Here is a 25628-nt window from a genome sequence, read left to right as displayed (position 1 = left end):
CATTTGTAAAGAATACAAGGAAGAGACACTATGAGCCATCATTCTTCACTATTTGACAGTTATAGTATACGCCGACAGCGCCCGCCAAAAAATAAAATCGGTACGGGAGTCAAACATGACAGTGCTATCAGCCATGTGATGGGAACGGCTACCTACGTCGATGACATGCTAAAACCGCAAAACACCCTGCATGTAGCGATTGGTAAAAGCACTCACGCCCATGCCAGTATCTTACATATGGATTTGAGTGCAGTATGGGCGGCCGATGGGGTGGTCGATGTCATTACGTTTCAGGATTTGCCTGCTAAGACTGATATCGGGCCCGTGTTCGATGGCGATCCATTAATGGCAGATAAAGTCACCGAATACGTCGGTCAAACCTTGTTTGCGGTTGTCGCAACCAGTCATCGTGCGGCCAAAAAGGCAGTGCTGAATGCGCTGATAGAATATGAGCCATTAGCAGCCATTTTGACTATCGATGACGCATTAGAGCAAGAGCAGTTTGTACGGCCGAGCCACTTTATGCAGCGCGGTGATACGCAAGCTGAGCTAAAATCAGCACCGACGCGTATTGCAGGGCATATTCATATGCTTGGGCAAGAGCATTTTTATCTTGAGGGGCAGGTATCTTACGTTGTGCCTTGTGATGATGGCGGCCTTGAAGTTTATACGTCGTCGCAGCATCCAAGCGAAGTGCAGCAACTGGTCGCTGAAGTAGTCGATTTACCCTTTCATGCGGTGACTACCATTGTCCGTAGAATGGGCGGCGGCTTTGGCGGTAAAGAAACGCAAGCTGCGGCGTGGGCGTGCCTGTGCGCTATCGTGGCTAAGCGCCAAAATATGCCAGTCAGTATGCGCTTAGATCGACAAGATGACATGGTGGTGACTGGTAAACGGCACGAGTTTTCCAATCGCTATGAGGTCGGCGTCAATGAAGACGGACAGATACTTGGCGTCGATATGCAGCTAGCAGGACTATGTGGCTATTCGCCTGATTTGTCCGATGCTATTGTCGATCGGGCGATGTTTCATTGTGATAATGCTTACTATTATCCGGCCGCGCAGATAGCAGGTCACCGCTGCAAGACCCATACGGTATCTAACACTGCTTATCGCGGTTTTGGTGGGCCACAAGGTTTGCTAACCGCTGAATATATGATGGATCACATTGCTTATACGTTGGGTAGAGATCCGTTGCAGGTACGTCTAGCAAACTTATATCAAAACGGTCAAAGCACCCATTATGGTCAGCCGATTGAGCATTTTGATTTGGCGACTATCATGCGGACGCTCGCAGAGGATAGCGATTACGATAAGCGCCGTCAGCAAATTATCGAAGCAAATAAAAAGGCTGAAGCTGAAGGCAATGATAAACGCTGGGGTCTAGCGTTAACGCCAGTGAAATTCGGTATCTCATTTACCGTGCAAACCCTCAATCAAGCTGGCGCTTTGGTACTTATTTATACCGATGGCACGATTCAAGTCAATCATGGCGGCACCGAGATGGGTCAAGGGTTATATATTAAAATTGCCCAAATCGTTGCTAATGAATTTGATGTCGATTTAGATACGGTAAAAGCCACTGCTACTCGCACCGATAAAGTGCCAAATACCTCGCCGACGGCTGCCTCATCGGGTACGGATATGAATGGTAAAGCGGCGCAAAATGCCTGTATCACCATTAAAAATCGTTTGCTTGAGTTTGCTTCTGAGCACTTTCAAGTCAATGCCGAAGATGTCCGTTTTGAGCGCAATCACGTTCATATCGGGACTAAAGAAGTGCTTACCTTTGCAGATTTTGTTTTGCTTGCTTATCAGCACCGTATCAGTTTGTCTTCGACCGGCTATTACAAAACGCCAAAGATATTTTACGACCGCTCAAAAGCGTGGGGTCGACCGTTTTTTTATTTTGCCTTGGGCGCTGCCTGCGCAGAAGTTGAGATTGACACTTTAACAGGAGAGTACAAAGTGCTGCGCTGCGATATCTTGCATGATGTCGGACAATCGATTAATCCTGCAGTTGATATTGGTCAGATTGAAGGAGGTTTTGTGCAAGGTATGGGCTGGCTGACCACTGAGGAGCTTATTTGGGATAAAAAAGGCAAGCTTGCTTCTAACAGTCCCGCTAATTATAAAATTCCGACGGCACATGATTTGCCTAAACAATGGCGCGTCAAACTGTTTGATCGTAAAAATGAAGAGCAGACCATTTATAATTCTAAAGCCGTTGGTGAGCCACCGTTTATGCTAGCAGCGAGCGTTTGGTGTGCGATTAATAATGCCATCGCAAGCTTGGGTGATTATAAGAAAAACCCAGAGCTGACCATGCCTGCGACGCCAGAGGCCGTACTAAAAGCCGTCATGCGTCTACAAGGTCAAGCGTGGGAAATCGCTTCTAAACCAGATACCGAAACCATTGAAAGCTTAACACCAGCTGACGATGACTGCGGCATTGATGACGATCGCGTACTGCCGCAGCAAGTAGCGCATGCGACAGACATGACACCGCCTGCGTCTGAAGGTCAGTTGTTTGATGAAGAGCCTGAGGCGATAGAAAACCCCAACGTCTCAACGGCTCGTGGACCTGCGCACAGTGAATAAGTCACTTATCACGCCAATGCCACCAACGAAATGGTATGAGGGACTGGCGCAATATCAGCAGCAGGGGGTTGCCCATGTATTAGCGACGGTCGTTGCAGTCAATGGTTCGGCACCTCGCGAGCTACAATCTAAAATGATTGTCACGCTCGATGACTGCTGCGATACGCTGGGCGGTGGGAGTTTAGAGCATGATGTGACGCTAACAGCGCGGCAACTATTAAATGGCGAGCTTGAGCCAAATAATTCGAAAGCCTCCTCTCAACCATTAAAAGCAGGCAGGTCTGCAAAAGCACAAGCGGTACGCCGTGAAGCAGTTTACAGCAAACACTACCCATTGGGTGCTAAGTTAGCACAATGCTGCGGTGGTAGCGTGACGGTGATGTTTGAATGCTTTCACTTAACACCACCGATGTCGCTATTGGTTTTTGGGGGCGGACACGTAGCTACCGCATTAATGAGCATATTGGCTGAGCTGCCTTGTCAAGTGGACTGGATAGACAGTCGTCCTGAGATGTTTGAGCGTTATCTGAGCGCTGAATCTGGCACAGTGGACGGACAGGTAAATGACCAATTACCAGCGCATATTCGTGTGCATATTGACGACGATCCGGTTGATTTTATCCGTCCATTTTTGACCAATGGCGCTCGCAGACTATCTACAAATAAAGGTACGCAATATTTTATTTTAGTCATGACTCATGATCACAGTCTTGATTTTGACTTGGTGCGCGCGGCTTTAGATTGTTTGCTAGCTACTGATTCAAAGACTGCATTAAAGGAAAGCAGTGCGCGGCCTTATGTCGGCTGTATCAGCTCAGCAACCAAAGCCAAGCGCTTTAAAGAAAAGTTGCTACAGCGCGGTTATAGCGAAAAAGTCGTTGATAAGGTAACGATGCCAATTGGCCTTGAGATTGGCGGTAAAGAACCAATGGCCGTTGCGGTATCTATCGCCAGTCAAATTTTGCAGCTGTATCATCAAGCATAAATATTATTTCTAATTAACATTTATCAGTAAAACTTTATTGCCTTTTACTCTATTTAGGTGAGACGCCTTTATGACCATACATATTTATCAAGCACGACTGCTGCATTATCTAACCGAAGACAATCTGGCTAAGAGAGAAAAAAGCACCAACAGCAGTGATACAAGCACTAACGATACACATGCCAATGATGCCACACTACCAGTGGTTGATAAAAACGTCATATTGCGCCCTGTAATCGCAGGTATTAATGTTTATCCTGAGTATATTGCCGAAGGTGCTTTGGTCGTCGATGATGTGAGCGGTCGCGTGCTAGACTATGGCAGTAAAAATGTGATTATGGCGCGATATGCTAGTAGTAGCGCACAACAGAGCAAAGCGCCCGTACAGATTCACGATTATCAAGACAAGCTAATCATGCCAGGCTTTATTGACACTCATGTGCATTATCCGCAGATAGATATGATTGCCGCCTTTGGTGAGCAATTGCTTGATTGGCTCAACAATTACACCTTTGTCACCGAAGCCAATTTTGGTGATCTAAAAGTTGCGCACGATACCTCAAAGTTCTTTTTAAACCAGCTGCTTGCCAATGGTACGACCAGCGCTTTGGTGTTTTCGACCAGTCATCCTGAGTCTGTTGAAGCGTTTTTTGAAGAAAGTACTCGCCTAAATACGCGCATGATTACCGGTAATGTACTGATGGATCAAAATGCGCCCGAGCATTTGTGTGTACCGACTGAGAAAGGTATCCGCGATTCGCAAAATATTATTGACAAATGGCACGAGCACGGGCGTCAACATGTGGCGATTACGCCAAGATTTGCCATCACATCGACGCCAAAACAGCTGCAAATGGCTGGTGAGTTATATCGCAGCTATGAGAGTGTATATCTGCAAACGCATCTGGCCGAAAACCTGGCTGAAATTGCCTTTGTACGTGAGCTTTATCCCAAACATACGGGCTATCTCGACGTTTATCATGATTTGGGGTTACTGGGAAGGCGAACTACTTTAGCTCATGGTATTTATCTTGAAGCATCAGAGTATGAGGTGCTGCGTGATACTGGGACGCAAATTGCCCATTGTCCAACGTCCAATTTATTTTTGGGTAGTGGTTTGTTTAATTTATCTAAGACTTTACGTTATACCGGCGTTAGTATCGCCACCGATGTAGGGGCAGGAACCAGTTTGTCGATGCTGACGACGTTATCGGAAGCTTATAAAGTGCAACAATTACAAAACAACCCATTATCCGCGCATCAAGGCTTGTATCAGATTACTTTGGGTAACGCGCAGTCGCTATTATTAGACGATAAAATCGGTAACTTTATGCCTGATAAAGAAGCGGATTTTGTAATAATAGACATGGGCGCGACAGAGTTACTTACGCGCCGTATGAGGCAGACAAAATCACTCGATGAGCAGTTATTTGTGCTGATGATGCTTGGCGACGATAGAGTGATTGAAGAAACAGTCATTGCTGGCATGAGCCGTTATAAAAAAGGGGTGATATAAAATAAGCTGACAAATAGCCAGCTTATTTCAAGGTGAATTTTTCAACAACACTCATAATTATTGAGTGGTTATGGCTACCGTATCATTCGGGATATTGTAGCCACACCCAACCATTCTCTAACCATTCGCTTAAATCATCTGGGTCAATATTTTTAACATCTTGAGTTTGTAAATGCTTACCATTGGCTAAACGCATTAGCACAGCGGCCGCTTCCGCATCCAAACCATCAAGGCGCTGACCGTTGGCATATAGCGTCACGCCATCATTGGTTTGGCTATACAGCAAACGATTGCTATAGTCGGCTTGTAGCGTTGCGCCATCTGATAGGGCCTGCATCAACTCATCAGTATCTAGCGTTTCTTCTGGCACCAGCGCATCATACTGGCGTTTACTAACAACTTCGGATACTGCTTGACGAATGATATCGTTGCCGCGCTCAGATTGGAGCATTTGTAAGAGCTGGTCTTTAATCGCCTCGATACTGCTTGCTGTCAATTCACCCGACGCTTGTAGTGTTTGTGGCAGTAGCATTGGAATAAATAAATCGCTGTCGTTGGTAGCAATATCAGCCAGACTGTCGATGATTTGCATCAAATTCGGACGACGACAACCAAAAGAGAAGGTTAGGCAATCATCTTGCGCGACGCCAAAGTGTGATAATTTCGGCGGCACATAAAGTACGTCGCCCGCCTCTAATATCTCATCAAAAATAATCTCGCCCATATCATCGAACAATCTAATCGGCTCATCGGCGACAAACTCAGTGTTTTTATCACAAAATTTGCCAAGCTGCCAACGACGCTGACCGTAGCCTTGCGCTAAAAACACATCGTAATCATCATAATGCTTGCCGACTGAGCCGCCTTTTGGCGCATAAGACACCATGATATCGTCGCGTTGCCACTGCGGGATAAAATCAAACGCTTGCCACAACTGTCCGAGCTCAGGCGACCATTGTTCAAGGTTTTGTACCAGTACCGTCCATTGTTCAGGCAAATTGTCAAAATCGCTTTCAGTTAAGGGACTTTTTTTAAGTTGCCATTGCGCTAGGCCGTCTTGCTTAGTAGCGGCTTGGGTGAGCAGGCGTGCAGCCGCGTCTTCTTCAATAGCAAGACCAAGCATATCGTCTGGCTCAAACATGTCAATTAGCTGCGGTAAGCCTTGCTTAATAAGGAGCGGTTTTTTTTGCCAATATTCACTTAAAAATTGCTCAGGCGTGATAGAGTCGGGCAAGCAAAGAGAAATTGTGGTCATTGATAAATCCATGTCTAAAAATGGGTATAAGAGAAATAACAAGAGATGCTTTATAGGAAAGTTTTAATAGTTTATGATTATCGCCTAGCTGATAGCGAGTATTACCGTATGAATAGTTGCTGTCAGAACACCTCATCAATCGTAGGAAGTTTATGAAAAAATTACATTTTATCGTTATTATCGCCAGCGTATTTTTATTACAAGCTTGTGTGCACAAGGTTGTGACCGTGCCAGCTAAAATCGCTTATAAAACCACCAAAGGCGTGGTCAAAGGCACAGTGGCGGTCGGTAAAGCCATCATACCGGGCGACAGTGATGACGATGATAAAAAAGATAAAAAATAAAACCTTACCCATTAACTAACTGTCTTTTAAGACAAGTAATAGTAGGTAAGGTTAATGTTTTTCTTAATATAAATGAATAGGCAGTCCTACTCATTTATATCTATTTCAAAATATGTCCGCTAGCTACTTCAAGCTTGATCAGAGATTAAATCTTAGCAATCCAGTCTTTAATCGTGCGAGCTTGCTCAGCGGCATTACCAGTATAAGTCGCAGGCGTCAGCTCACGTAGGCGCGCTTTATCGCTATCTGAAACCGCAGATAATTCATCGCTTTCTACGAAAGTCAGCATGGCCTCACGTGTCATGGCATTGCCACGGGTCAAGGCTTTGAGTTTTTCGTACGGGTTCTCAACACGGTAACGACGCATGACCGTTTGAATCGGCTCAGCCAATACTTCTTGCGCGTTATCTAAGTCGTCATTTAAACGCTGTGCATTCAATTCAAGTTTACCAACGCCTTTTAGGCACGCATCATAAGCAATCATACTTTGCGCTAAGCCAACACCGATATTGCGCAGTACAGTCGAGTCTGATAAATCGCGCTGCATACGTGAAATTGGTAGTTTTTCACCCAAATGTGCAAGCATCGCGTTCGCCACGCCCAAGTTACCTTCTGAGTTTTCAAAATCAATCGGATTGACTTTGTGCGGCATGGTAGAAGAGCCCACTTCACCATCTTTTAGGCGCTGCTTAAAATAGCCTAAGCTAATATATTGCCAAATATCACGGTTAAAATCGATCAAGATGGTATTAAAACGTTTGACCACATCGAACAATTCAGCGATATAGTCATGCGGCTCGATTTGGGTAGTGTAAGGGTTAAAGGTTAGCTTTAGGTGCTGGTCAATAAACTGCTCAGCGTGTGCTTGCCAATCAACATCAGGATAGGCTGAAAAGTGCGCGTTATAGTTACCAACCGCGCCATTAATTTTGCCGAGTAGCTCAACTTGACCGATTTGTTTGATTTGGCGGGCTAAGCGATAAGCGACGTTTGCCATCTCTTTGCCCAAAGTCGTTGGACTTGCAGTTTGACCGTGCGTGCGTGATAGCATTGGCTGGTCAGCATGAGTAATCGCCAAATCAACAATGCTATCGGTCACTTGTTGCATTTTTGCAACCACAATCTCGCGGCTGTCTTTTAGCATCAATGCGTATGACAAGTTGTTGATATCTTCACTGGTACAAGCGAAATGAATAAACTCCAAGCTGTCTTCTAACTGCTGATTACCACGAAATTTGTCTTTGATAAAGTATTCAACCGCTTTGACATCATGGTTGGTCGTCGCTTCGATATCTTTAATCGTTTGCGCGTCCGCTTCGCTAAAGTCGTCAACGATGCTGTTTAAAAAGGCATTGGTATCGGCATCAAACGCTGCCAACTCACCAATTGCGCTATTATCTGCCAATGACTGTAACCAGCGAATCTCGACGGTAACGCGAGCTTTAATCAGACCAAATTCAGATAGATAAGGACGCAAGCTGTCGGCTTTAGATGCGTAACGGCCATCGATTGGAGAGAGTGCGGTAAGTGGAGTCATAGTGATGCCTCAAATAGTTGTCAAAAGTAACAGGAGTAAAAGTGTTAAAAATAAGCAAAAATGAAGAAAGGTTGAAAGTTATTTAAAATCAAAACCCACAAGGCGCATCGATAGCGGCAATCACACCGCCACCAAGACACACCTCATCGATATAAAATACCGCTGATTGACCAGGCGTAACGGCTCGTTGCGGCTCATCAAATACCACACGGACTTCACTGCCATCATCATTTAGCGCGTAAACACGGCAGGCCTGATCGGGCTGACGATAGCGAGATTTTGCCATACAGCGTAAGCCTTCCGTGCTAAAAATATCGGCAGGCGGCAAGCCTTCGACCCAGTCAAGCTTATAAGCTTGTAGCTCATTACTCATCAGCATCGGATGCTCATGACCTTGACCGACGATCAAACGGTTTTTAGCCAAATCTTTTGCTAGTACAAACCAAGGCTCTTCTGGACGGTCTTTGACGCCGCCGATACCGATGCCGCCGCGCTGACCTAAAGTATAATACATCAAGCCATCATGCTGACCTATCACATGACCGTCGTCGGTGACGATATCGCCTTTTTGTGCTGGCAAGTACTGTTGTAAAAAGTCTTTAAAACGGCGCTCACCAATGAAGCAAATACCAGTAGAATCTTTCTTTTTAGCCGTCGCCAAGTCATGTTCTTCAGCGATTTGACGCACGACTGGTTTTTCAAGCTCGCCTACCGGGAACAGCGTTTTAGCGATTTTATCGCCGCCGACCGCATGTAAGAAGTAGCTTTGGTCTTTATTATTATCTAGTCCACACAAGAGCTGGGCGACGGTTTCACCGTTGTTATTTTCATAGTTCACGCTGCGGCGCGTATAGTGACCAGTGGCAATATAATCAGCACCGAGGGTCAACGCATAATCTAAGAACGCTTTAAATTTGATTTCTTTATTGCATAAAATATCTGGATTTGGCGTGCGTCCGGCTTTGTACTCTGCTAAGAAATGCTCAAACACGCGATCCCAATATTCCATCGCAAAATTAGCGGTGTGCAGCTTGATACCGATTTTGTCACATACCGCTTGCGCATCTGCTAGGTCGTCCATCGCCGTACAGTATTCGGTGCCGTCATCTTCTTCCCAGTTCTTCATAAACAGACCTTCCACTTTAAAGCCTGCTTGCTGGAGCAAAACGGCAGATACGGAAGAGTCGACGCCGCCTGACATACCAACGATGACGTGCTTGCTGCTAGGATTGTCAATATTGGCAAGCGTCAAAGGACGATGGATGCTAAAAGCGTCTGAAACGGGTAGACTTGAGGTGTTTGGCGTGGCTGACATAGAATTGCTCAACAATTTATACCTTACCCAAAGTATAAAATGCCCCTATTCATCGATAAAAAGACTAAGAGTGATAGACTTAGTCAGCGGATAAGGTCATCTCATTTTTTGGACGGGGTATTTTGGACTGGGTATTGTGATAAAATAAGCGTCATATTATAACAGTTAATCGTAAGCGGTGGCGAGCTATGCACGCTCATGTTGTCTAAAAGCGCTTTAGAAATTTAGATAGCGGTTCTAAATTATTTTAATCACTCTTCATTCACTTAGTAATTCACTTAGTAATTCACTTGGAATAATAATGATAAAAATTGGTCAAGGTATCGATGTTCATGCGTTTCATAATACGGGCGAGCAGCAGCAATACGTGATACTGGCGGGCGTGCCGATAGAGCATACCCATAGTTTGCTTGCGCATTCTGATGGCGATGTGGTGCTCCATGCGCTTGCTGACGCACTGCTTGGTGCATTGGCACTTGGGGATATTGGGCAACATTTCCCAGATACCGATGCCGCGCACGCCGGTTTGGATTCGCGCGTCCTACTCCGTTATGTGTATGGTAAAGTCCAAGCTGCCGGTTATACTTTAGGCAATGCTGATATTACTGTGATGTGTGAGCGCCCAAAATTGGCACCCTATAATTTGGCGATGCGCGAAAATATCGCCAGTGACTTGCAAACAGCTGTGAGTAATGTCAGCATTAAAGCCACAACGACTGAAAAATTGGGCTTTACCGGTCGCCAAGAGGGCATTATGGCCAATGCCGTGGTATTATTGGTACCAAATATGATGATGTCTGACGACAATATGGCTAGCAATACTATTTCTGATGTTAACGTTTCAGATGCTAATATGCCTAATGTTTAATCCCTAATGGCTTAGTAGTGAGTCATGATGGTTGCAATAAACGGCAATCGCCCCATGTAGCAGCCACAGGCCAAATTTAGCGTGACATATCTCTTTTTGATAATAGTTTTAATAAATAGGAGCTTTTATGAGTGAGCAAACCCCAAATACTGCTGCAAACGATGTTGAACAGCTGATTCGTGATCAAATCAAAGACAATAAAGTCATCCTTTATATGAAAGGCACGCCGCAGTTTCCACAGTGTGGTTTTTCTGCTAAGTCGATTGAGGTTTTGACCCAAATTGGCCGTCCGTTTGCCTATGTTAATATTCTAGAAAACCCAGAAATTCGTGCTACGTTACCGAAGATTGCTAATTGGCCAACGTTCCCGCAATTATGGATTGACGGTGAATTGATGGGTGGTTCAGACATCATTTTACAGATGTACCAATCAGGCGAGCTAAAACCTTTGGTTGAAGCCAATAGTCCTGCTGCTTAATGATTAAGCGTTTTTATTGGGCAGTTAATAAGCCTCAATAAATCATTTAGAAATTGCAGCAAAGTAAACCTGAATAGCCATTCTACTTTATGAAGAAAGGCTATTCGGGTTTTTTATTGTCTATGCAATTTATTGTTTTTATCGCTTTTAGCCCCATATAGTGTCCAAGATAAATATATTTTGCCTAAAAGCGAGAGTTATATGAGTAATCACTTAGCAAACACGGAATTGCCAAACACAGAATTAACGGAGCAGCAGGAGGCGGCTGAACAAGCGGCTATCGAAAAACGCCGCGAGTATCTAAAAAACGAATCAACCCGTTTAATCGATATGGCGGGCAGTGAGCCAAATTCTGCCCTTAAATGTATCCATCAGCTTAGCGTAGCAGGCGGCGCAACCGAAGCGACTTATATTGCCATTGAGCAGCGTATCGTCGCGGATCAAGATGCAGCTGGTGCTTATCATTTGGCATTATTGGCACAAAACACCCCTGATTTACCCATCGATGCGCGGCAACTTATTGAGATGGTTGTGCTAAAGGGTGATAACGCTCAGCGTTTGGCTTTGCTAAAAAACTTGCCATTGCCGCCTGTTGAGATGATTAAAGAGCAAATCTTGGCGACCAATGACGGCGACGCTATTGGGCAGATGAATGCCTATTTGCAGATTAACCCAGAAGCTTACGGCAGCCACCATATGCTGGCCAGTGGGCAGGCTGACCGCATTGTACCACTCAGTCCTGGTAAATAAATCCATTCGAGGTTTATCAAGCTTTTATTGATGCACCTTTATGATTAATGGCAATAGCAGTTAATTTAAATAGTTTTTCGTATAACGTTTTTTAAACGGTAAAAAATTGTTATAATTACCGGCTATTTTACCTATCTTTAATGGCTCATCTGAGTCGTTATCTCTTTTTTAAATTCGACTGACGTTTATTGACCGGCAGCCATGCTATTTGACATAGCATCACGCTCACGGTTGCGTCGAGAGTCAAGTGAGGCATACATGCAATACCCAAAAAATTACGACGTGGTAGTGATCGGCGGCGGTCATGCTGGCACAGAAGCAGCTTTGGCGGCCGCACGTATGGGTGCGCAAACGTTACTCTTGACGCATAACATTGAAACGCTAGGGCAGATGAGCTGTAACCCTGCGATTGGTGGTATTGGTAAGTCGCATTTGGTACGTGAGATTGATGCGCTTGGCGGTGCGATGGCACTGGCGACTGACAAATCTGGTATCCAGTTTCGAGTGCTTAATAGTCGTAAAGGTGCTGCCGTGCGTGCCACGCGTGCGCAAGCGGATCGCATTCTTTATAAAGCCGCCATTCGTCATACGTTAGAGAATCAGCCAAATCTTGATATATTCCAACAAGCAGCAGATGATATCTTAGTCGAAAATGGTCGCGCGACCGCTGTTGTGACGGCAACGGGGATTGTTTTTAACACCCAAACTGTGGTGCTGACTTCAGGAACGTTTTTAGGCGGTGTCATTCATATTGGTTTGGAAAATTCAAAAGGTGGACGCGCAGGAGATCAGCCTTCTATCAAGCTTGCAGATCGTTTACGTGAATTGAAATTACCGGTGGGTCGCTTGAAGACCGGGACGCCAGCACGTATTGATGCGCGTAGCGTTGACTTTAGCGTGATGACAGTGCAGCCAGGCGATACACCGCTGCCGGTGATGAGCTATATGGGCGATGTGTCCATGCATCCTGAACAGGTCAATTGCTATATCACCCATACCAATGCGCGCACCCATGACATTATCCGTGAAAACCTAGACCGCTCACCGATGTTCTCAGGCAAAATCGAAGGCGTTGGGCCGCGTTATTGTCCATCAATTGAAGACAAGATTCACCGTTTTGCCGATAAAGACAGCCATCAAATCTTTATTGAGCCCGAAGGTTTGACTACACATGAGCTATATCCAAACGGTATCTCAACCAGCTTGCCGTTTGATGTGCAATTAGACTTTATCCATAGTATGAAGGGTCTTGAGAACGCACACGTCACTCGTCCCGGCTATGCGATTGAGTATGATTATTTTGATCCGCAGAACCTAAAACCAACGCTTGAGACCAAGTCAATCGACCGCTTATACTTTGCCGGTCAAATCAATGGTACAACAGGCTACGAAGAGGCGGGCGTCCAAGGTTTATTAGCCGGCACCAATGCGGCATTGGTCACCTGTGAAAACAGTGAATTTGATATTTGGACGCCGCGCCGCGATGAAGCCTATCTTGGCGTACTGGTCGATGATTTGATTACGCATGGTACCACTGAGCCATATCGTATGTTTACCAGCCGCGCCGAATATCGTTTGCTACTGCGTGAAGACAATGCTGATCAGCGTTTGACTGAGACTGGTCGCAAGCTTGGTTTGGTAGATGACGTACGCTGGCAAGCCTATCAAGAAAAAATGGAAGCCATTGCTACCGAAACCTCGCGTCTTAAAGACATTTGGGCAACTCCTGCTAATGCTTTAGGTCAGCAAGTCACGGCGCAGACAGGCGAGGTGCTGTCTAAAGAATCGACTGCGTATGATTTATTAAAACGTCCGCAAATACATTTTACTGATATCGCGGCGATTACTGGTTCAGAGGTTGATAGCCAAGTCGGTGAGCAGATTGAGATTTCTGTTAAATACGCCGGCTACATTGACCGTCAGCAAGAAGATATCGATCAGATGAAGCGTTTGGAAAATACTGCCTTGCCAATGGATTTTGATTATAGTGTGGTGTCGGGATTGTCCAATGAGATTGTGCAAAAGCTGGCGCAAATTCGTCCTGCCACGCTTGCCCAAGCGGTACGCATCAGCGGGGTCACGCCTGCCGCCATTCAGCTATTGGCGATGACCGTCAAGAAGCAGAAAAAAGCCCAAGCAGCGTTAAACTCATAATAATGGTTTAGCAAATCTTAAAGCTTTAAACTGTGTTTATAAAAGAAGCCCGTAATGACAAAGCGTTACGGGCTTCTTTATGGCAAATACCTTAACAATTTCAAAACAGTTTCCTGATTTAAAACTTGATAATTTAAGACGTGCTCGTTTAAGAGTAGGATAAAAGAAAAATAATTAGCAAGGAGTAATGATATGCCTTACGATAAATTATCTGAACTGCCCGATTCGGTAAAAGGTAATCTGCCTAAGCACGCGCAAGAAATCTTTTTGGCCGCATTCAATAGCGCCAGTAAACAATATGACGATGAATCACGCTGGTTTGCTACCGCATGGGCCGCTGTCGAAAACAGTTATGAGAAAAACTCGGACGGCAAGTGGGTGAAAAAGTCTGATTAGGGCGTGTTTTCATTTTAAAATTTTAACCATTTTTAGCCCATTTAGATATATATCGATTGAATTGAGAACACGCCCTCGTATTCAAATCAGCAATAGCGGCGTTATATACACTATAATAAAATAGCTTTCCGTTATCCAAGCTAACCCATTTTAAAATACCTACTCACCATTGCTGTTTATTTAACAATATAGCTTTGGATATATTCATAACCTGAGCTTATTTATGACCGCTGCTATTATTTTTGCTATCACTATTGTATTGCCCAACCTTGTTTTGATGGGGTTGGGTTTTTTTATGCAAAGGCGCGGCGAGGCAAGCCAAGCTTTTATCGATCAAGCATCCAGCTTTGTCTTTAATTACTGCTTGCCGTGCTTACTGTTTTTTAGCGTGGTTGATAGTGAGGTCGATTATGCCAAACAAATGACTTTAATCATTGCTGGTATTGTCGTGACCTTTATTTTGTTTATAGGCGCAGAAATTTATGCCAAGGCTTTTGTCGATAAGCCTGCCGACCAAGGGGTGTTTGTACAAGGTATCTTTCGCAGTAATATGGCGATTATCGGTCTGGCAACCGTCGCTAATGCCTACGGCGAGCAGGGTTTAAGTATTGGTGCCGTCTATATGGGGGTGGTGACGATATTATTTAATATCTTAGCGGTCATTACCTTAAGCCGGGTGTCTAAAAGCGCGGACGATACGTGGATCAGTCGCAGCATAATGATTGTCAAAAAACTGTTTACCAATCCGTTAATTATCGCCTTGGTCGCAGCTTTTGCTTATAAAGCCCTGCCGCTGCCGCCTATTAGCGGCGTCATTCATACCACTGGCGATTTACTAGCTGCGGTGGCATTGCCGTTGGCACTGATTTGCGCGGGTGCAAGTATCGATTTAAAGTCGATGTTGCATCCGTCAGGTTTATCCATGCAAGCCAGTATTGGACGTATTGTGATTGCGCCTATAATCGCTATTGCAGTCGGATTGGGTTTTGGCTTATCAGGCGTGCATATGGGCGTGCTGTTTTTGATGGTGGCGTCACCGACAGCGGCGGCCAGTTATGTGATGGCGAAAGCCATGGGCGGTAATGATATATTGGCGGCCAATATTTTAGCATTTACCACCGTGGTGGCAATGTTTGGTATGGCGATTGGCGCGGCGATATTACGCGGATTAGGGTGGATATAGCATCGATAATAATGTTAGGTATATGAGAAATGCTTTCGCTTTTAATAAAAATAAAAACAGTCGTTATAAAAAAGTCCCCTTTTCCAATTGGAAAAGGGGACTTTTAACATTTATTGTCGTTATCTCATATTGTCTTTATCATGCTTATTCACGCGGCGATGTTTGCGTTTAGGGCTAACACGATACGTCAAATAACCGCCAATAATCAAGACCACAATAAAAGCGACGATATATAAAAATATTGATGAGCCGATAAAGGCAGAAGGTTCCATGACCATAATCTCCTTAAGGTTTATCAATAATTATGCAAGCGGCGCAGGTTATTGTAAAGTAAACAAGTTTAACTCAGATGTAAGTTCAAGTGAACGCAGACGCGCTGCTTGATCGTAAACGTTGGCAGTGACAATCAGCTCATCTGGTTGATACTTTGCGATAAATTCTGCCAGTTTTGGTTTGACCGTTTCGACAGAACCAACAAATGACACCGATAAAGCGTTGTCTACCGTCATTTTTTCCGCCGGGCTCCAGATGCTATCCATATCATGAGTTGGCATTGGCATTTGTCCACGCTCACCGCGGCGCAAGCGGACAAAGCTTTGCTGCGCTGAAGTAAAGTGATAACGCGCCGTTGCGTCGTCGTCAGCCAGTAGCAGGTTAGCCGCCAGCATCACATAAGGCTTATCTAGATGCGCCGATGGTTTAAACTGTTCGCGATAGGCATTAATTGCTTGTGCCATCATCTGCGGCGCAAAATGCGAGGCAAACACATAGGGTAGGCCTAAATGCGCTGCTAGAGTGGCGCCAAAAAGAGACGAGCCCAGTATCCAAATAGGAATATTAGATTTCGCCCCTGGGAATGATTGGACAGGACTGTCATCGGTGCCATCACCTAAGAAATACATAAGCTCTTGGACGTCTTGCGGGAAACGATCGGCATCTTGCATTTGACGGCGCAGCGCCTGAAATGTTGCACCATCGGTACCTGGCGCGCGGCCTAAACCTAAATCGATACGGTCACCGTATAACGCCTGTAAGGTACCAAACTGCTCAGCAATGATAAGCGGTGCATGGTTGGGCAGCATGACGCCACCAGCCCCGATGCGTATGCGCTTGGTTTGGCTACCGATGTGCGATAACAGCACCGACGTCGCCGCACTAGCGATACCCGGCATATTGTGATGCTCGGCCATCCAATAGCGGTTGAAGCCAGATTTTTCTGCTTGCTGCGCGATAGCAACGGTTTGGGCAATGCCTTCAGCAATGGTTTTGCCTTCGGGAACGGGTGCTAAGTCTAAAAATGATAATGGAATTGTGTTGCTCATGATTCACCTATTTTTATGCGGTCGCCTTGCAACGACGTTTTTATAGTTAGTTTTTAAATATCAGGAATAAAAAGCAGGCTGATGATTCAATAGCTCATATGATGGGGCAGTTATAGAGAATATAAAGGTCAGCACTTAAGATAGTAACAAATCATAATAATTTGCGGCGTATATAAGAGCAAAAAAGCACCGCTATCTATTGAGAACGGTGCCGTTTGTATTTATCAAAGAAATCATGATTAAGCAGAATGCTTGAAGTTATTATTCATTGCCTAAGTGCTGAGTTTTAAAAAGCTACTCTTTAAAAAGCTACTGGCTCAGTTAATAACTACTGACTAAATTGCTTTTGGCATAGTTCCATAAAGGCGCGTCCGTATTGACGGATTTCTGCATCATCACGTACCGCCATCCAACTGGTAAAACGTCCAAAATGATCGACAGGAATGGCGGTTAAATTATGATAATGGCTTGGCTCAAATGCCATTTCAGCGATAATACCAATGCCCAATCCTAATCCAACATAAGTGCTAATCACGTCGGCATCAAGAGCTGCGAGTACAATATCAGGCTCAAGTCCTGCGTCGCTAAAGGTTTTGTCAATCGCGCCGCGTCCCGTAAAGCCGCCGTGATAAGTGACAATCGGGTAGCTGGCAAGGGTTGGCAAATCAATCGATTCTAAACCCGCCAGCTCATGGTCGCTCGGTACAATAACCCGATGCGTCCAGTCGTAATAACGGTAGCAGCGTAGATAATCATTGTGCAACAAGGATTCGGTCGCAATGCCAATATCTGCCTGCCCACGAATAACCATCTGCGCGATGGTTTCGGGATCTGCTTGTTGCAGGATTAAATTGACCTTGGGAAAACGATCTTTAAATTCTTTGACCACTCTTGGCAATACATAACGCGCTTGCGTATGGGTGGTCGCAATGGTCAGTGTGCCAATATTGGGGTTATTAAAATCCAAACTGAGGTTTTCAATGGTCCGGATTTCAGCAAAGATAGATTCGATATGCGGCATCAGCGCTGTACCCATGGTCGTCAGTCCTGTTAGACGTTTGCCTTGGCGCACGAACACTTCGGTTTTGAGCTGGTTCTCAAGTGCCGCGATATGCTTTGATAGACTCGATTGACTGGTATGCAGCACGGTGGCCGCTTGACTTAAATTATAGCCATTGATTACCGTATGCCACACTGTTTCCAACTGTTTGAGCTGGATTTGTAGATGCCGCTGATTGACCACTACGTCGATTGCCATCATTTAACCCTATGTATAAATATACAAACCTCGTCTGTATATAAAAATAAAAAACTACAAGCATTCAATAAGTCGCTAGTGTAAATCAAAGTTATTATTCTCGTATATAATAAATGGCTATGAATTTATACTAATTTGGAATATATAGTAATTTATTTTTCTTAAATTGACAATAGGTGCTTGGAGCAATAGACAACGAAAGAAAGAGTGTTTTAATGTTTGGGTGAGCTACTGATACACGACGTTACCATAAAGAAATAAAATATGTTGCCAAATGCTATGGTTATTAAGTTAATGCAAAAACATCTAGTCAAGGTTAGCGTTCTCAAGTACCATAATTCAATTTTGTGCTAACGATGGTTTTTATACAACGCTGAGCAATTTTTATCGATCTTTTTTATCCGTATTACTGAGAAATGATTGATAAAAATTGTGCGCAGTTGTGTTTTTTATCTCAATTTTTGGTGAGTGATTATGTCTGCTGTCCAACCTGTAACGCCTGAACAACCGATTGCCAAAAAATCATGGGCAGAAGCCGCCAAGGCTTATCTAGATTCGCGCGTTATTATCATGCTGTTTTTAGGGTTTTCGGCCGGTATTCCTATTTTGCTGATTTTTTCCAGTCTGTCGTTATGGCTAAGAGAAGCAGGCATTGACCGCGGTGTCGTCACTATGTTCAGTTGGGCAGCATTGGGATACTCATTTAAGTTTATTTGGGCGCCATTAATCGACGCGCTGCCAGTGCCTTTTTTGACCAAATGGTTGGGTCGCCGCCGTAGCTGGATGGTGGTATCGCAGCTGCTGATTGTATTGGCTATTTTTTTGATGGCGACGGTCAATCCTATTAGTGAAGACGTTTTGGTTTATATGGCGGGTGCGGCGGTTTTGCTGGGCTTTTCTTCCGCTACCCAAGATATCGTTATTGATGCTTACCGCATTGAGCTGGCACCGCCATCGATGCAGTCTATTTTGTCCTCTATTTATGTGTCAGGTTACCGCATTGGTATGATTGTCGCTGGGGCAGGTGCGCTGTATTTAGCAGATTATTTTGGTTCGACGGAAAGCTTTTATAGTTATGAAGCGTGGCGTAATACCTATTATATTATGGCCGGAGTCATGACTTTAGGCATATTGACCACCTTTGCCAGTTATGAGCCAACCGCCGAGATTCTGCAAAATAATAAACAAAGAAATAACCTCAAAATTTTCTTGATTTACTCAGCGTTACTATTAATACCAGCGTTGTTGTTTAGCGCCATATATCTTGTCAATATTCTGATTAATAAAGTTTTTGATAGTAGCATTGCGCTGATACCGCTGATAGCCATGCCGAGCATTAAGTTCTACTTTTTAGTATTGGTTGCTTGTGCGCCATTGCTGCTGCTTTATTTTATGATTAATCAACCTAAAATTATCAATAAAGCGCCATTGGTGGCAGAAACCCGCGAAGACTATGTCAGATTGGTTTTATTGTTTGTGTTTGCCGTCGTCGCATTTATCGCCGCCTATGTTTTGATAGGACAAGGATTGCCAGAGTTTGATGGCGTGTTTGTCAGCTTTATCAGTGAGACGCTGCATTTGCTGACAAGCTTAGCCGTAGCGCTGGCAGCGGGTTATGCCTTGGTTAAAGTTGGTTTAGTGAAAAAAGAAATTGCGATGGCGACCTGGATTGAGCCTATCTTAGATTTCTTTAGACGCTATGGTAAAAAGGCGTTATTGTTATTGGCCTTGATTGGTTTGTACCGTATCTCAGACATTGTGGCAGGGGTGATATCAAACGTCTTTTATCAAGACATGGGCTTTAGTAAAACCGATATTGCCAATGCGGTCAAACTGGTTGGCGTCATTATGGCGATTGCTGGCGGTTTCTTAGGCGGGCTATTGGCGCAGCGTTTTCGTATCATGCACGCCATGATGATTGGCGCCATTCTAGCTTGTGCGACCAATTTATTATTTGTGGTGCTGACTTATAATCCTGGCAGCTTGCCAATTATGTATATGGCGGTGATTTTTGATAACTTAGCCGCTGGTCTTGCTAGCGCCGTATTTATTGCTTTCTTATCGGCATTGACTTCTATCCGTTTTACCGCGGTACAATACGCTATTTTTTCTTCATTAATGACGCTTATTCCTAAAGTCATGGGTGGTTATTCAGGCTCTATCGTTGATAGTATGGGCTATCCGTTCTTCTTTATTTTTACCTTTGCGATTGGTATTCCAATTTTAGCGCTGATTTACTTTGTCGATAAACATATCGTTATTGGTGATAACGACGATATTTATGACAATAATGGCGATAGTGAAGGCGGCAGCGGTATTGGCGATAAGTTAGCCAAAGCCAATCCAAACCTAACGGATACCAAAGAGCCGCCCCGCGCCTCAGAGTAGTTAATGCATGACATATAGCAAGTTCAACAGGCTTATTCAATAAACAGTGACTTTACGAGTTATCTATGACAGCAGCTACCATTGGTCAAATAAAACAACAAATTCAGCAGTGGCTAAACGATAGTGAAAATAGTCATTTGCCCTCGTTTTGGCTCACGGATTGGCTGTTGTTTGTCATTGAGCAGCCAAGCTCTTTTTTAATCACGGATGAAAACTATCAACTGACCGATAGCGAGCTTACGCAATTTTATGCGGGTGTGACTAAGATGCAGCAGGGCACGCCCTTGGCGTATTTAACGGGACAGCAAGAATTTTGGTCGCTGAATTTTACAGTCAATGAGCATACATTGATACCGAGACCCGATACTGAGGTACTGATTGAACAAGTTTTAGCTTGGATAAACGCTCAACCAAACCGCAACGATGACGATAATAAACCAAAGCGCCTCTTAGATTTGGGCACTGGCTCAGGCTGTATAGCGATTAGCCTCGCGCATGAGTTAAATAAGCGTCAGCCAAACAATAAGGCTGAGAGATGGCAAGTGGTTGCCGTTGATTTATCGCTAGAGGCGTTAAAAGTGGCTAGGCATAATGCAATGGTAAATGAGGTGGCTGCTGATATTAAGTTTATCCAAAGCAGTTGGTATGAGGCGCTGTCTGTTCAGGATGAGCCATTATTTGATGTGATTGTATCCAACCCGCCGTATATCGATGAAGAAGATGAGCATTTAGCAAGACTGGTCGCCGAGCCGATTAGCGCCTTAAGCGCCCCCAATCATGGACTTGCCGATATAGCGCTTATTGTTAAGCAGGCACCGCAATACTTGAATGCAGCTGGGCTTTTAGCAATTGAGCATGGTTTTGATCAAGGTGCGAAAGTTAGTCAGCTATTTTTGGACAATCGCTTTGAGTCTGTTCATACTGTGCAAGACTTTGGCGGTAATGACAGGGTGACTTTAGGTCAGCTGTTATAATTGGTTTTTAAGAGTAAGTTTTTAAAGGTGAGTCTTTAAGAATAGGTTTTCAATAATAGATATTTTGCTTATAACTTGTGGTAAAAAATAGTGGTAGAAAGTATGACGCACTCCAAAGAAACAGGGCAGCTAACAGATGCAGAACTGCTGCGTTATGCGCGGCAGATTTTGCTTGATGGCTGGGATATCGATGCGCAGCTACGTTTGAAAGCCTCGCGAGTCGTGATGATTGGGGCGGGCGGTCTCGGTTGTCCTGCTTCTGAGATGTTAGTGCGGGCAGGGCTTGGGCAAGTGCAGCTGATTGATGATGATGTGATTGAAGCCAGTAATCTACAACGCCAAACGCTATTTTTACCTGAAGATATCGGCAAACCTAAGGCGCTCACGGCAGCTCATATGCTGACCAAAATTAACCCTTTGGTTAGGGCGCGTGGGACAGTGGCCAGATTGAGTGAAGACAATGCTTATGAGCTGCTTGAGATGGCATCTGGTAAGCCTGACTTACTTTTAGACTGCACGGATAATTTTGCCACTCGCGATATCATCAACCGCATTAGTGTGCGTTACCAGATTCCGTTATTATCCGCCTCAGCGATAGCCATGCAAGGACAATTGGCACTATATGAGCCGCACTTAAATACCGGCTGCTATCATTGCGTCTTTGGTTCGGTAACAGACGATGCAGCGGCGGATGAACGTACTTGTGCCAATTCAGGGGTACTCGCCACCACGCCCGCTATTATGGGTAACTTGCAAGCCAATGCAGCGCTACAATATCTAGGATTAACCAAAAATCCACTGACAAATAAGCTGTTAATATGGGATGGTAGCCAGATGCAGCAACGACTGATGGGCTATCGCAAAGATGTGCATTGTCCGATTTGTGCCAAACATTAGCAAATACTTAACCATTTTCAGTCTCTGTATCCTCATAATCTCCTTTTTATTACCATAGTTGTTTCTTATGAAAATTCATCGCCCGCATTTATTAAAGCATACCTTTAATGTCGTTAATCGTGTTCGCCAAACTGCAAGCGTTGCTGGTTTGTCAGCGCTTAGAATTGCAAAGGGTGAAAAACCTGATGCCATGCTGCTAAAGGAAACCTTTGAACAATTAGGTACGACTTACATTAAAATCGGGCAGTTTATCGCCAGTACGCCGTCATTATTCCCGCGTGAATATGTTCAAGCATTCCAAAGCTGTTTGGATCAAACGACGCCATTATCCTACACTTATATCGAACAGGTATTAAAAGAAGAGCTGGCCGCCACTGGCCTGACGCTTGAAGAGATTTTTGCCTATATCGACGAAAAACCACTCGCTTCAGCGTCTATTGCCCAAGTGCATGCCGCGCGATTGCATAATGGTGATGAAGTGGTGTTAAAGGTACAAAAACCTGGCGTTGAAACCATTATGCAAACGGATTTGGGCGTCTTACATGGCGTGACTAAATTGGTTGAGCTCCTAATGCCTTCAATGCGCTTTGCCAGTATTGCGCCAATCATCGATGAGATTCGTCTGCGGATGCTGGCCGAAACCGATTTTATCGCTGAGGCGCAAAATATCCGCGATTTTCAGCAATTTTTAGCGATATCAGGAAATACACGCGTCGTTGCGCCAACTGTCTATGAGGAGCTGACCACCAAGCGCGTGCTGACTATGAGCCGCTTATACGGCGTTTCTATGGTAGATGAAGCCGCCATGCGTCAGTATTGTAATGATCCGGCGCAAGTGATGGCAGATACCCTTAATACTTGGTTTGCCAGTTTGATGCTCTGTAATAGCTTCCATGCAGATTTGCACGCGGGTAACTTGATGCTATTAACCGATGGGCGTATTGGTTTCTTAGACTTCGGTATCGTTGGTAAATTAAAAGCGGAAAGCTGGCGCGCCTGTATGGGTATGATGCAGGCAATGCAAGACAGTGATTATCAAGCCATGGCGCGCCATATGATTGATATGGAGATGACCCATGGCGGCAATCAAGTTGAGGTCGCGGCATTGGGCAATGATTTGCAGCGTATGATGAAAACCATTATGGCAGAAGACAAAGCCTTTACCAGCGGTGTGCCTTTTAATAGTAAAGAGCAAGCTGATGAATTAAATAAAATGATGCTAGAGATTGTTGAGGTCGGCAAGCGTCATGGCATTCATTTCCCACGCGACTTTGCCTTATTGACCAAGCAAATGCTCTATTTTGATCGCTTTATGCGCACGCTTGCCCCTGACATGGATATGTTTAGCGATCAGCGCGTGCAAATGCTAGGGCAGACGGAAGCAGCTGAACAAGCAAGCAATCCAATTCGCAATATTTCTTAGTAGTAAGCACCTGATAGCAGTAAGTGTTGTATTGAGACGTTTTTCTATTTTTAATTGGTTAGGTATGGCTTTTTTTAACACAAAGGATTGTGGGCGTTTTGCCACAAAATGGCTCTGTCATGATGACTGCTCTTAAAAGCCGTGCTGCTACTATTATTACCCATCAAACGGCGATTGCTTGCATAGGGTTGTATTGTCTGGCAGTAGTGATGGGGTTTGGGCGCTTTTTATTTACCGCCACCTTACCTGATATCATGACGCAATTATCGTTATCGACGGTCATTGCAGGTTGGCTGGCTTCGGTCAATTATAGTGGTTATTTTATTGGGGCGCTGATTGCGATGTTTGTGCCTCAGCGTTTGACATGGCAAATGCTCATAACATGGACAGCCGTCAGCATCGTGACCACCATGCTATTGGTGGTGCCAAATCTGTCATTAAATAGCTGGTATGTCATTCGGCTACTATCGGGTATCGCCAGCGGGGTGGCCATGATTTTAAGCTCATCGCTGGTGATTCAAAGCTTTAGTGATGAGCGCCGCTCGGTACTTTCAGCCTTACATTATGCGGGGATTGGCGTCGGTATTAGTGCCTCTGCCGTCTTGACATGGTGGCTATTAGCGCTCGGTTATCATTTTGATATCATTTGGCTGGTAGCAGGAATTATCAGTCTGCCGTTATTATGGCTACTTTATGCTATCAGACCGCAAAGCTTGATTTCGTCCGCTTCACACTCATCTCAATCTACGTCCTCTAATTTACAATCCTTTCAGCAAAAGGCTCTCAAATCGAAGCCTGCCGAATTAAACCGCAGCAATCAACGCCTATCTGTACCGCAAGCTTATCGTAATTTTAAACGTTCGTTATATGAAGCGGCCGCTGGTCATAGCAAGGCGATTGCATTACTGTCGGCAAGTTATGTGCTGGCGGGGTTTGGTTATATTACGTCGGCGACTTTTTTGCCAGTCATGGCAACGCAGCGCCTGACGGCACAAAGCTATGCAGGGCTACTGATATGGCTAGTGGTTGGTATCTTTGCCATGTTGTCAAACCCTATTTGGGGCGCGCTTGCCAAGCGTATTGGCGAAAGTAAAACCTTGATGGGGTTGACGTTGTTGCAAGCATTTGGCATGTGTTTGCCGCTATGGTTTGATGGCGCCGTTGGCTTGTACGGTAATGCGGTGATTTTAGGTTTGACCTTTGTCGGTATGGTGTCAATGACGCTTAATTTGATTAAAAACATCAATCCCGCTTACTCAAATTTGTTGATTGGACTGGCAACTTTGGCTTATGCCATAGGGCAGTTCATAGGACCGTTGGTCACGGTGGCGCTGGCAGGGAAACAAGATAATTTTAACGCGGGTTTATTGGTCGCGGCTAGCGGTTTATTAGTGGGATTGGTTTTAGTCTTCTGTTTTCAGCGGCAAACTCAAAAGCAGTCAAACTAAACCACGCTACGGCTAAAGACTTCTCGTAGCTCAAAACTGGTATGCACTTGTGCCACACCTTCGATGCGATTGAGCCTATGCAATAAAAATTCTTCATAATGCGCCATATCACGCACCCGTACTTTGATTAAGTAGTCTTCAGTGCGACCGGTGACGATACTACAGCTCACCACTTCCTCAAAACTTTGGATTTTCTCTTCAAAAAGCTCAAAGCGATCTGCAGTATGGCGATCCATACTAATCGCAATAAAAACGGCTAAAGGATAGCCAAGCTTTTGCGCATCGGTCTGGGTATGGTAGCCGGTGATAATACCTGCTTCTTCCAAGCGTTTGATACGGCGCGCGCAAGGGGTCGCCGATAAGTTAACCCTTTCGGCAAGCTCGGTAATACTCATACGTGCTTGGGTTTGTAGTAAGCGTAATAACTGTTTGTCGGTAGCATCAATATCTATAGGTAAAACACTGTTCGTATGATTATTTAACATCGAATATCGTCTATCTAGTGAAATAATCTAATTATAGGTGAGATAGTGGTT

Annotated in this window: 21 protein-coding genes and 1 pseudogene; 15 read left to right on the top strand and 7 right to left on the bottom strand. The window is 44.7% G+C overall.

The genetic code is table 11. The features are described 5' to 3' along the window. The first annotated feature begins 30 nt into the window (after window positions 1–30). The 3 genes from xdhB to guaD all read left to right on the top strand — a co-directional run bounded on the left by xdhB (window position 31) and on the right by guaD (window position 5102). Window positions 31–2601, top strand: a complete 2571-nt coding sequence (gene xdhB, locus B3R91_RS11655; RefSeq protein WP_286797745.1) for a xanthine dehydrogenase molybdopterin binding subunit — start codon at window positions 31–33, stop codon at window positions 2599–2601. Beyond that, a complete protein-coding gene (locus tag B3R91_RS11650; protein ID WP_286797744.1) occupies window positions 2594–3586 on the top strand; it encodes an XdhC family protein in 993 nt (330 codons plus the stop codon). Before xdhB ends, B3R91_RS11650 begins: the two co-directional genes overlap by 8 nt. A 70-nt stretch (window positions 3587–3656) precedes the next feature. Next, the gene (guaD, locus tag B3R91_RS11645; protein ID WP_286797743.1) at window positions 3657–5102 is read left to right on the top strand and encodes a guanine deaminase; all 1446 of its coding nucleotides are present in this window, start codon (window positions 3657–3659) and stop codon (window positions 5100–5102) included. 82 nt (window positions 5103–5184) lie between these two features. On the opposite strand, the gene B3R91_RS11640 is transcribed toward guaD, so the two are convergent. Further along, window positions 5185–6357, bottom strand: coding sequence for a cupin domain-containing protein (locus B3R91_RS11640; protein WP_286797742.1), 1173 nt, complete (start codon window positions 6355–6357; stop codon window positions 5185–5187). Window positions 6358–6509: 152 nt separating this feature from the next. Between B3R91_RS11640 and B3R91_RS11635 the strand changes: the two genes are divergently transcribed. Beyond that, a complete protein-coding gene (locus B3R91_RS11635; RefSeq protein ID WP_068408670.1) occupies window positions 6510–6701 on the top strand; it encodes an NF038104 family lipoprotein in 192 nt (63 codons plus the stop codon). A 145-nt stretch (window positions 6702–6846) separates the two neighbouring features. Here B3R91_RS11635 and purB read toward each other — a convergent pair whose 3' ends face one another. Both purB and mnmA read right to left on the bottom strand, forming a co-directional pair. Continuing rightward, complete coding sequence (gene purB, locus B3R91_RS11630) at window positions 6847–8238, bottom strand: adenylosuccinate lyase (protein WP_286797741.1); 1392 nt, start codon at window positions 8236–8238, stop codon at window positions 6847–6849. An 88-nt stretch (window positions 8239–8326) separates the two neighbouring features. After that, on the bottom strand, window positions 8327–9553 hold the full coding sequence (gene mnmA / locus B3R91_RS11625) for a tRNA 2-thiouridine(34) synthase MnmA (protein WP_200662097.1): 1227 nt from the start codon (window positions 9551–9553) through the stop codon (window positions 8327–8329). A gap of 301 nt (window positions 9554–9854) precedes the next feature. Between mnmA and ispF the strand changes: the two are divergent. The 6 genes and pseudogenes from ispF to B3R91_RS11595 form a co-directional block, all read left to right on the top strand. Then, a pseudogene (gene ispF / locus B3R91_RS11620) lies at window positions 9855–10331 on the top strand (2-C-methyl-D-erythritol 2,4-cyclodiphosphate synthase); the annotation flags it as partial. A 217-nt stretch (window positions 10332–10548) separates the two neighbouring features. Beyond that, window positions 10549–10899: a Grx4 family monothiol glutaredoxin gene (gene grxD / locus B3R91_RS11615; protein ID WP_068408679.1), complete on the top strand. Its 351-nt coding sequence runs from the start codon at window positions 10549–10551 to the stop codon at window positions 10897–10899. Window positions 10900–11100: 201 nt separating this feature from the next. Continuing rightward, the gene (locus B3R91_RS11610; protein WP_102077193.1) at window positions 11101–11649 is read left to right on the top strand and encodes a hypothetical protein; all 549 of its coding nucleotides are present in this window, start codon (window positions 11101–11103) and stop codon (window positions 11647–11649) included. Window positions 11650–11907: 258 nt separating this feature from the next. Continuing rightward, window positions 11908–13803 (top strand): tRNA uridine-5-carboxymethylaminomethyl(34) synthesis enzyme MnmG, encoded by a 1896-nt coding sequence (mnmG, locus tag B3R91_RS11605; protein ID WP_286797739.1) that lies wholly within the window; start codon window positions 11908–11910, stop codon window positions 13801–13803. Between the two features lie 192 nt (window positions 13804–13995). Beyond that, entirely contained in the window at window positions 13996–14199 is a 204-nt protein-coding gene (locus B3R91_RS11600; RefSeq protein WP_191690910.1) for a ChaB family protein, read from the top strand. A gap of 223 nt (window positions 14200–14422) precedes the next feature. Further along, entirely contained in the window at window positions 14423–15382 is a 960-nt protein-coding gene (locus tag B3R91_RS11595; RefSeq protein WP_068408685.1) for an AEC family transporter, read from the top strand. Window positions 15383–15501: 119 nt separating this feature from the next. On the opposite strand, the gene B3R91_RS11590 is transcribed toward B3R91_RS11595, so the two are convergent. The 3 genes from B3R91_RS11590 to B3R91_RS11580 all read right to left on the bottom strand — a co-directional run bounded on the left by B3R91_RS11590 (window position 15502) and on the right by B3R91_RS11580 (window position 17962). Next, the gene (locus tag B3R91_RS11590) at window positions 15502–15654 is read right to left on the bottom strand and encodes a hypothetical protein (RefSeq protein ID WP_156508559.1); all 153 of its coding nucleotides are present in this window, start codon (window positions 15652–15654) and stop codon (window positions 15502–15504) included. A 48-nt stretch (window positions 15655–15702) separates the two neighbouring features. Further along, the gene (locus B3R91_RS11585) at window positions 15703–16704 is read right to left on the bottom strand and encodes an LLM class flavin-dependent oxidoreductase (RefSeq protein ID WP_349681544.1); all 1002 of its coding nucleotides are present in this window, start codon (window positions 16702–16704) and stop codon (window positions 15703–15705) included. A gap of 328 nt (window positions 16705–17032) precedes the next feature. Next, window positions 17033–17962: a LysR substrate-binding domain-containing protein gene (locus tag B3R91_RS11580; protein ID WP_191690903.1), complete on the bottom strand. Its 930-nt coding sequence runs from the start codon at window positions 17960–17962 to the stop codon at window positions 17033–17035. A 474-nt stretch (window positions 17963–18436) separates the two neighbouring features. Between B3R91_RS11580 and B3R91_RS11575 the strand changes: the two genes are divergently transcribed. The 5 genes from B3R91_RS11575 to B3R91_RS11555 all read left to right on the top strand — a co-directional run bounded on the left by B3R91_RS11575 (window position 18437) and on the right by B3R91_RS11555 (window position 25092). Beyond that, complete coding sequence (locus tag B3R91_RS11575) at window positions 18437–20350, top strand: AmpG family muropeptide MFS transporter (RefSeq protein WP_286797736.1); 1914 nt, start codon at window positions 18437–18439, stop codon at window positions 20348–20350. A 65-nt stretch (window positions 20351–20415) separates the two neighbouring features. Beyond that, entirely contained in the window at window positions 20416–21324 is a 909-nt protein-coding gene (gene prmC / locus B3R91_RS11570; protein WP_200661990.1) for a peptide chain release factor N(5)-glutamine methyltransferase, read from the top strand. 102 nt (window positions 21325–21426) lie between these two features. Beyond that, window positions 21427–22221, top strand: coding sequence for a HesA/MoeB/ThiF family protein (locus B3R91_RS11565; protein WP_144296910.1), 795 nt, complete (start codon window positions 21427–21429; stop codon window positions 22219–22221). 67 nt (window positions 22222–22288) lie between these two features. Then, a complete protein-coding gene (locus B3R91_RS11560; protein WP_286797735.1) occupies window positions 22289–23644 on the top strand; it encodes an ABC1 kinase family protein in 1356 nt (451 codons plus the stop codon). 119 nt (window positions 23645–23763) lie between these two features. Further along, window positions 23764–25092: a YbfB/YjiJ family MFS transporter gene (locus tag B3R91_RS11555; RefSeq protein WP_286797734.1), complete on the top strand. Its 1329-nt coding sequence runs from the start codon at window positions 23764–23766 to the stop codon at window positions 25090–25092. Here B3R91_RS11555 and B3R91_RS11550 read toward each other — a convergent pair. Beyond that, window positions 25089–25577: an Lrp/AsnC family transcriptional regulator gene (locus B3R91_RS11550; protein ID WP_191690894.1), complete on the bottom strand. Its 489-nt coding sequence runs from the start codon at window positions 25575–25577 to the stop codon at window positions 25089–25091. The genes B3R91_RS11555 and B3R91_RS11550 overlap by 4 nt on opposite strands. Between the last annotated feature and the right edge of the window lie 51 nt (window positions 25578–25628).

The organism is Psychrobacter sp. UBA6291 (assembly GCF_002439405.1).
GTDB classification, from domain to species: Bacteria; Pseudomonadota; Gammaproteobacteria; order Pseudomonadales; family Moraxellaceae; genus Psychrobacter; species Psychrobacter faecalis.
The sequence above is the reverse complement of the archived record's forward strand: the minus strand, read 5'-3'. Positions and strand labels throughout refer to the sequence as shown.

What these genes read in the sequence shown, in the direction of transcription:
- prmC (WP_200661990.1), top strand. Translation starts at nt 20,416, where the DNA reads ATGACAGCAGCTACCATTGGTCAAATAAAACAACAAATTCAGCAGTGG.
- B3R91_RS11560 (WP_286797735.1), top strand. Translation starts at nt 22,289, where the DNA reads ATGAAAATTCATCGCCCGCATTTATTAAAGCATACCTTTAATGTCGTT.
- grxD (WP_068408679.1), top strand. Translation starts at nt 10,549, where the DNA reads ATGAGTGAGCAAACCCCAAATACTGCTGCAAACGATGTTGAACAGCTG.
- B3R91_RS11635 (WP_068408670.1), top strand. Translation starts at nt 6,510, where the DNA reads ATGAAAAAATTACATTTTATCGTTATTATCGCCAGCGTATTTTTATTA.
- B3R91_RS11610 (WP_102077193.1), top strand. Translation starts at nt 11,101, where the DNA reads ATGAGTAATCACTTAGCAAACACGGAATTGCCAAACACAGAATTAACG.
- B3R91_RS11565 (WP_144296910.1), top strand. Translation starts at nt 21,427, where the DNA reads ATGACGCACTCCAAAGAAACAGGGCAGCTAACAGATGCAGAACTGCTG.
- B3R91_RS11640 (WP_286797742.1), bottom strand. Translation starts at nt 6,357, where the DNA reads ATGACCACAATTTCTCTTTGCTTGCCCGACTCTATCACGCCTGAGCAA.
- B3R91_RS11600 (WP_191690910.1), top strand. Translation starts at nt 13,996, where the DNA reads ATGCCTTACGATAAATTATCTGAACTGCCCGATTCGGTAAAAGGTAAT.
- mnmA (WP_200662097.1), bottom strand. Translation starts at nt 9,553, where the DNA reads ATGTCAGCCACGCCAAACACCTCAAGTCTACCCGTTTCAGACGCTTTT.
- B3R91_RS11590 (WP_156508559.1), bottom strand. Translation starts at nt 15,654, where the DNA reads ATGGAACCTTCTGCCTTTATCGGCTCATCAATATTTTTATATATCGTC.
- B3R91_RS11555 (WP_286797734.1), top strand. Translation starts at nt 23,764, where the DNA reads ATGATGACTGCTCTTAAAAGCCGTGCTGCTACTATTATTACCCATCAA.
- mnmG (WP_286797739.1), top strand. Translation starts at nt 11,908, where the DNA reads ATGCAATACCCAAAAAATTACGACGTGGTAGTGATCGGCGGCGGTCAT.
- B3R91_RS11550 (WP_191690894.1), bottom strand. Translation starts at nt 25,577, where the DNA reads ATGTTAAATAATCATACGAACAGTGTTTTACCTATAGATATTGATGCT.
- B3R91_RS11585 (WP_349681544.1), bottom strand. Translation starts at nt 16,704, where the DNA reads ATGAGCAACACAATTCCATTATCATTTTTAGACTTAGCACCCGTTCCC.
- B3R91_RS11575 (WP_286797736.1), top strand. Translation starts at nt 18,437, where the DNA reads ATGTCTGCTGTCCAACCTGTAACGCCTGAACAACCGATTGCCAAAAAA.
- xdhB (WP_286797745.1), top strand. Translation starts at nt 31, where the DNA reads ATGAGCCATCATTCTTCACTATTTGACAGTTATAGTATACGCCGACAG.
- purB (WP_286797741.1), bottom strand. Translation starts at nt 8,238, where the DNA reads ATGACTCCACTTACCGCACTCTCTCCAATCGATGGCCGTTACGCATCT.
- B3R91_RS11595 (WP_068408685.1), top strand. Translation starts at nt 14,423, where the DNA reads ATGACCGCTGCTATTATTTTTGCTATCACTATTGTATTGCCCAACCTT.
- guaD (WP_286797743.1), top strand. Translation starts at nt 3,657, where the DNA reads ATGACCATACATATTTATCAAGCACGACTGCTGCATTATCTAACCGAA.
- B3R91_RS11580 (WP_191690903.1), bottom strand. Translation starts at nt 17,962, where the DNA reads ATGGCAATCGACGTAGTGGTCAATCAGCGGCATCTACAAATCCAGCTC.